The organism is Leptodesmis sp. (assembly GCF_052746595.1).
Map to the genome: position 1 here is coordinate 1 of NZ_JBRAGO010000162.1, position 6,276 is coordinate 6,276.

Here is a 6,276-nt window from a genome sequence, read left to right on the forward strand (position 1 = left end):
GTCAAGTCGGTCTGTCGGGGGTCTATGACCTAGATAAGTGGCGCGGGGCAGGAATACTCAAGAGCGATCTTGGGAAGCCCGTACCGTATGCGTAGCATTGGTGTCGGGAGGTGTCACCAAAGCGCAGCAGGATGCCCTGTTACCCTGGGTGGAAAATGGCACCGTGATCCTGATTGGAGCAACGACGGAAAATCCCTATTTTGAGGTGAACAAAGCACTGGTATCGCGATCGCGCCTGTTTCAGCTCAAACCGCTGGATGAACATGATTTGCGAAAAGTGGTACAGCAAGCCCTGACGGATAAAGAACGAGGGTACGGCACGCGCAAAATTAAGCTGGATCAGGATGCCCTGGATCATCTGGTGAATGTGGCGAATGGAGATGCCCGTGCCCTGCTGAATGCGCTGGAACTAGCCGTTGAAACGACCCCTACCACTAAAAAGGTGTGATTCATCTAACGCTGGCCGTTGCCGAAGAGTCAATTCAGCGTCGCGCTGTCCTCTATGACAAAGAAGGGGATGCTCACTTTGATACGATCAGCGCCTTCATTAAAACTGTGCGTGGCTCTGATCCAGATGCGGCACTTTACTGGCTGGCACGCATGGTTTACGCGGGAGAGGATCCCCGCTTCATCCTGCGACGGCTCCTGATCCTGGCGGGAGAGGATGTGGGACTGGCAGATCCAAATGCGGTGGTGGTGGTGAATGCCTGTGCTGAAGCGTTCGATCGGGTGGGAATGCCAGAAGGCCGCTATCCGCTAGCGCAGGCTACCCTCTATCTGGCGACCTGTCCAAAATCGAATAGCGTCATGGGCTTTTTCGATGCTTTGTCCCTTGTGGAGCAGGAACGAGAAGGAGAAGTTCCTAATCCCTTGAAAGATGCCAACCGGGATAAGAAAGGGTTTGGACATGGAGCAGGCTATCTCTATCCCCATGCGTATCGGGATCATTGGGTAGAACAACAATACTTACCCAGGCGCTTACAGGGCCAGGTATTTTATCAACCGTCTAACCAGGGCTACGAAGCACAGATTCAAACTCAGGTGGCGCAACGTCGGGAGGCTCAACTGGCGGCAATGGTGGAAGGCATGGGTCTGGATGGGCCGGAAGCACTCACCTTCAGTCCCACCGATTCAGCTCAGGAGCGCTGGTTACAGCGAACGTTAAATCAGACGGGGGGATTAGCCTAGGTGCGCGATCGCCTGTTTGCCCTGGCTCATTTACAACGACATCATCTTGTTCTGGACTTGAATGCTGGCAGCGGACTATTGACCTGGGAAGCCGTGCGGCAGGTGCCCGAGGGAGGGGTATATGCCTGGGTGCAAAATTCAGCAGATGCTGCTGCGCTCACAGAACAAAGTGCTGCCCTACCTGAATTGTCCCGTCCCCAGATCCTGCAATCCTCTCTGGCAGAATTACCGTCTGTGTTAGCCGCAATTGCCCCTGGAGTTCATTTCGATCGGGTGATTGGCCGAAATGTTTTAGCTCATCAACTCGATCCAGCAACGATCCTCGCTACCTTAACTGACATTCTGCAGGCCAACCTGAAATCTCATCAAACAGCGGCATCTCCCCAATTCGTGCTGGCAGAAGCGGTGCTGAGTCGGGCGCAACGGTTATACCAACTGCTCCCCGCCGATAGCCTCAGTGGGGAGTTGTTCCAGCGCTGGAGACAGGCCGAGGAAGCGATCTATGCTCAGATCCTGCCGCCAGAAATCACCTGGGACATTCCTGACCTGCAAACCTTATTTCAGACTGCTGGATTGAGCGTCACGATTGATCAAACTTCCTTGCCCAGTGAGCTGGTCATTACTGCCGCTCTCCTAGATCGCTGGTTCACCCCTGGATTATCACAGCATCCCAGCTATGCAGATCACCTCAGCCATCAGTTAAGCCAGGATGAAATTAGCACAATTCGTAGCTGTTTTCTGCACTACGTCAACCAGACCGTGACCTGGAACAGCACAATCGCCTTCATTTCCGGGGGCTGCTCATTCAGCTAAAAGCAGAGGGGACTAGCAGAGATTGTCGCGATCGCAACAATCTCCCTCTACCCAACTCCTTTGCTTTTATCCAGGATGGAGGCTGAAATTAGTTGGTATCGTTTCCAGCCTGACGTTTCCGCACCTGATTGAAATAGTCTTGCCAGAATTTCTTTTGGGCATCCAGCATCATGCGAGTCGTTTTTTCTTGAGCATCCAAATAGGATCTCACCAGTTCTTCTTGAAAGTCGAGGGCTTTGTCGAAGCTTTCTGCAAAGTTAATTTCTCCCTTCACATTTGGCAAAGTTTCCAGCCAGTTGTTAAAGAATTGCTTTTGCCATTCGCTGGCTTTTTGTTGCCATTCACTGAACTGTTTCTGGTACTCGTCAAAATAAGTTGTGTACATTTGACGTTTAGCCGCTAGAAAACCCGATCGCAAAACCGATAGGGAGGGGACGGGGCGGTCATTACCGTCTCCTCGTGAGTAAATACTTATCCATAAATAGTATAGCCCGGTTCCTCAAAACGGTCTGAGTCGTTTTACACAATGTTTCATCCCAGGGAGAAGAGGCAACCGGAAATTAGTCATTCGTCGCAGAACATATAGATGACAAAGTAGATGACAAAGGACGAAAGGCAGAAAAAATTTCTCCACTTGCCCAGCTCTCTTACCTCGATCCCCGCCCTCCGCCCTCCGATCCCTGATCCCCAATCCCCGCTCTCCGTTCCCCAATCCCTGATCTCCGCTCCCTAATCCCTACTTAAGTAAATATACTTAGCGATTCATGAACAGATTGTGGCCAGATTCTGTAGTTAGTCCACAATAGAGATGGAACCCCCAAAAAAGCAGTTATTTTGATAAAGCGTCAACCTTAGCTGACGATTTCTGAATCCTGAACGAGGTACTATGACAGATCGAGATTTTCACGATTTCTTAAAACGGCGGTTCGTCCATGTAGCGATTGGGGAATTTAAGCCCGGTAAGTTTGCAGAAGCCCAAAACCTGTATGAACAGGCTGTAGCAACCTATGATCATGGGTTTAAGAGAGCCTATCTCTTGCAAGAGCCTGGAACCGATCGCGGGATATCGGTGATTTTCTGGGACAGCATTGATGATATGGATGTTAACCAGACGAAGGAGCAACACCAGGCCATCCTGAAAAAGATGGGACCTCTGTTTGCTGGGACACCCACGACAGCCATTTATGAACTGGTATCGGAACTGCAACCCTCCAATAACGGAGCCAATCACGAATAAGACCGGCTGGCCTTCATTGTTGAAGAGATTTCTCCTATGCCAATCAGCCCTTCTGATTTTCCTCCCGATCCTCAGCGCGATCGCCTCTTCCATCGAAGCAATCCCTTAGATGCGATCTTTGCACCCGCATCAGTCGCGGTGATCGGAGCCACAGAACGACCCGGTAGCGTAGGACGAACTGTATTGTGGAATCTGATCAGTAGTCCTTTTGGGGGTGTCGTCTTTCCAGTTAATCCCCAACGGCAAAATGTTCTGGGCATTAAAGCCTATCCCAGCATTGGTCAGGTTCCTGAACCCGTTGATCTGGCCGTTATTGCTACACCTGCTCCCACCGTTCCGGATCTGATTCGTGACTGTGTGGAGGCTGGAGTGAAGGGGGCGATCGTGCTTTCCGTTGGGTTTAAGGAAACGGGAGCCACCGGAGTTGAGCGAGAGCGCCAGATTCGGGAACAAATTGCCCATACTAAATTCCGCTTAATTGGCCCCAATTGTCTGGGGGTGATGAATCCGATCCAAGGACTGAATGCCACCTGTGCTAATGCCATTGCCCGTCCTGGTAATGTAGCTTTTATCAGCCAGAGTGGGGCATTGTGTTCGGCCATTCTAGACTGGAGCTTTCAGGAGAAGGTGGGCTTCAGTGCTTTTGTGTCAGTAGGGTCAATGGTAGATGTGGATTGGGGAGACATTATTTCCTACTTAGGAGAGGATCCCCACACCAAAAGCATTGTGGTTTATATGGAAACGATCGCCAATGCGCGATCGTTTTTGTCAGCCGCGAGGAAAGTGGCCCTCAGTAAACCGATCATTGTGACCAAGGCAGGCCGCACCGAAGCCTCCGTACAGGCTGCCATCTCCCACACAGGCATTCTTACTGGACGGGATGGGGTTCTGGATGCGGCCTTTCGCCGTTCTGGGATCCTGCGGGTAAATACGATCAATGAACTGTTTGACATGGCAGAAGTGTTAGCCAAGCAACCTCGTCCTCCGCAGCAACGGCTGGCAATTCTGACCAATGCAGGGGGGCCGGGACTCCTGGCAACCGATGCCCTGCTCCGACAGGGAGGAGAACTGGCAAATTTATCGCCGGAAACCCTAGCTGAGTTGGATCGCCTTCTACCTGCTCATTGGAACCATCAAAACCCGATCGATCTGTTGGAAGATGCTGACCCAGAGCGCTATGGGAAGGCAGTTGAGATTGTCGCCAAAGACCCCAATACAGATGGCATTCTGGTCATCCTAACGCCGCAAGTGCAAACTCAACCCACGGCAACAGCAGAGCGATTAAAAGCCTTCGTAGAAATGCAGCGGCACAAGGGATTACGTGGCAAAACGCTGCTGGCCAGTTGGATGGGAGGAGCAGACGTTGCGCCTGGAGAGGCGATTCTCAACGAGGCAGGAATTTTTACACTTCCCTTCCCCGATGTGGCAGCCCAGGTATTTAACTACATGGGTTGTTATAGCTATAACCTGAAGGGACTGTATGAAACCCCAACCCTCCCTCGTGGAGAGGGAAAAAATCAGGCCGTGGCTGATTCCATGATTCACACAGTACGGCAGGCGGGTAAAACGTTGCTCACTGAGTATGACTCCAAACAACTGTTGGCCGCTTATGGGATTCCTGTGGTCGATACGCGAGTTGCCACTACGGAGGAGGAAGCCGTTGAACTCAGCGATCGCTTGGGCTATCCCGTTGTTCTGAAACTATTTTCCCACAGCATTACTCACAAAACAGCAGTGGGTGGAGTCCGACTCAACTTACCCGATGCGGAGACGGTTCGCAAGGCCTATCGGGCGATCGTCCAATCCGTTACTGAAAGAGTTGGTGCAGACCAGTTTCAAGGTGTGACCGTCCAGCCAATGTTGAAACTGGAAGGATATGAATTGATTTTGGGTAGCTCGATCGACCCCCAATTTGGCCCGGTGCTACTCTTTGGTACAGGTGGCCCACTGGTGGAAGTATTTCAGGATATTTCTCTAGCTCTCCCCCCGCTCAACACTACCCTGGCACGGCGGATGATGGAGCAAACCCAAATTTACAAAGCCTTACAGGGACAGCGAGGATACCCCCCCATCGATATTTCTGCTTTGGAGCAGTTGCTGGTACGGTTCAGCCAACTGGTCGCTGAGCAACCTTGGATTAAAGAAATTGACATTAATCCTTTACTGGCTTCCCCCGATCATCTAGTCGCCCTGGATGCTCGAATTGTTTTGCACGACCCCACTACCCCGGAAACTGAACTTCCCAAACTGGCTATCCGCCCCTATCCATTGCAGTATGTCCAACCCTGGAATCTGAAAAATGGTCAGATTGTCATCATTCGTCCAATTCGTCCCGAAGACGAACCCCTCATGGTGAAGTTTCACGCCACCCTGTCAGAGCAAAGCGTGTATTTCCGCTACTTTCATCTGGTAGCCCTCAAACAACGCACATCCCACGATCGCTTAGTGCAAATCTGCTTTGCTGACTACGATCGGGAAATGGTACTGGTGGCTGAAGGGGCGGATCCCAAAACCGGGGAAGCCGAAATTTTTGGTGTGGCCCGACTCAGTAAGCAATACGGCACCGATAGCGCAGAATTTTCCTTATTGGTCAGCGATCGAATCCAGGGACAGGGCTTAGGCACCGAACTGATGCGTAGATTGCTGCAGGTCGGTCGGGAGGAGCAGCTGCACCGCATTTGGGGTGAAATTCTGGTTGAAAATACCGCCATGCAACGCATCTGCGAAAAGCTGGGCTTCTGCCTACAACGAGTTGACGCAGATCTGGTAAATGCGGAAATTGATCTGTGATGGGAAGACGTGTCTGAAGGGCGATCGATGAAAGAAGATATCGAAATTTGCCTGGTAGTATGCAAACTGATCCCCAGTTATGCTACGTTGGTTAAGGTAATAAATCTGTTAAGGCTCAGTAGCTCAGTGGTTAGAGCAGGGGACTCATAAGCCCAAGGTCGCAGGTTCAAATCCCGCCTGAGCCATTAAAAAATATGACGCAGGCTTGCGACGAATTAATATCAGCCTCGATTCCCTCAAACCAGAAG

General features: G+C 51.3%; 6 protein-coding genes and 1 tRNA gene. 6 read left to right on the plus strand and 1 reads right to left on the minus strand.

What is annotated here, in order from left to right:
- Positions 1-100 precede the first annotated feature (100 nt).
- The 3 genes from ACUVQO_RS21985 to ACUVQO_RS21995 are packed head-to-tail and all read left to right on the plus strand — an operon-like array spanning position 101 to position 2,001.
- Positions 101-448 carry a hypothetical protein gene (locus tag ACUVQO_RS21985; protein WP_445927960.1) on the plus strand — a complete coding sequence of 116 codons (348 nt, stop codon included), beginning with the start codon at positions 101-103 and terminating at the stop codon, positions 446-448.
- A complete protein-coding gene (locus ACUVQO_RS21990; protein ID WP_445927961.1) occupies positions 445-1,188 on the plus strand; it encodes an AAA family ATPase in 744 nt (247 codons plus the stop codon). Before ACUVQO_RS21985 ends, ACUVQO_RS21990 begins: the two co-directional genes overlap by 4 nt.
- On the plus strand, positions 1,189-2,001 hold the full coding sequence (locus ACUVQO_RS21995) for a hypothetical protein (RefSeq protein WP_445927962.1): 813 nt from the start codon (positions 1,189-1,191) through the stop codon (positions 1,999-2,001).
- An 88-nt stretch (positions 2,002-2,089) separates the two neighbouring features.
- On the opposite strand, the gene ACUVQO_RS22000 is transcribed toward ACUVQO_RS21995, so the two are convergent.
- Complete coding sequence (locus ACUVQO_RS22000; RefSeq protein ID WP_445927963.1) at positions 2,090-2,386, minus strand: thylakoid-associated protein; 297 nt, start codon at positions 2,384-2,386, stop codon at positions 2,090-2,092.
- Positions 2,387-2,887: 501 nt separating this feature from the next.
- Between ACUVQO_RS22000 and ACUVQO_RS22005 the strand changes: the two genes are divergently transcribed.
- From ACUVQO_RS22005 to ACUVQO_RS22015, 3 genes are all read left to right on the plus strand, one after another.
- Positions 2,888-3,238: an antibiotic biosynthesis monooxygenase family protein gene (locus ACUVQO_RS22005; protein ID WP_445927964.1), complete on the plus strand. Its 351-nt coding sequence runs from the start codon at positions 2,888-2,890 to the stop codon at positions 3,236-3,238.
- A 36-nt stretch (positions 3,239-3,274) separates the two neighbouring features.
- Positions 3,275-6,028 carry a bifunctional acetate--CoA ligase family protein/GNAT family N-acetyltransferase gene (locus ACUVQO_RS22010; protein ID WP_445927965.1) on the plus strand — a complete coding sequence of 918 codons (2,754 nt, stop codon included), beginning with the start codon at positions 3,275-3,277 and terminating at the stop codon, positions 6,026-6,028.
- 112 nt (positions 6,029-6,140) lie between these two features.
- Positions 6,141-6,213 (plus strand) — tRNA-Met (locus ACUVQO_RS22015).
- Positions 6,214-6,276: the final 63 nt, after the last annotated feature.

Coding starts and splice junctions, on each gene's coding strand:
- ACUVQO_RS22000 (WP_445927963.1), bottom strand. CDS start 2,386: ATGTACACAACTTATTTTGACGAGTACCAGAAACAGTTCAGTGAATGG.
- ACUVQO_RS22010 (WP_445927965.1), top strand. CDS start 3,275: ATGCCAATCAGCCCTTCTGATTTTCCTCCCGATCCTCAGCGCGATCGC.
- ACUVQO_RS22005 (WP_445927964.1), top strand. CDS start 2,888: ATGACAGATCGAGATTTTCACGATTTCTTAAAACGGCGGTTCGTCCAT.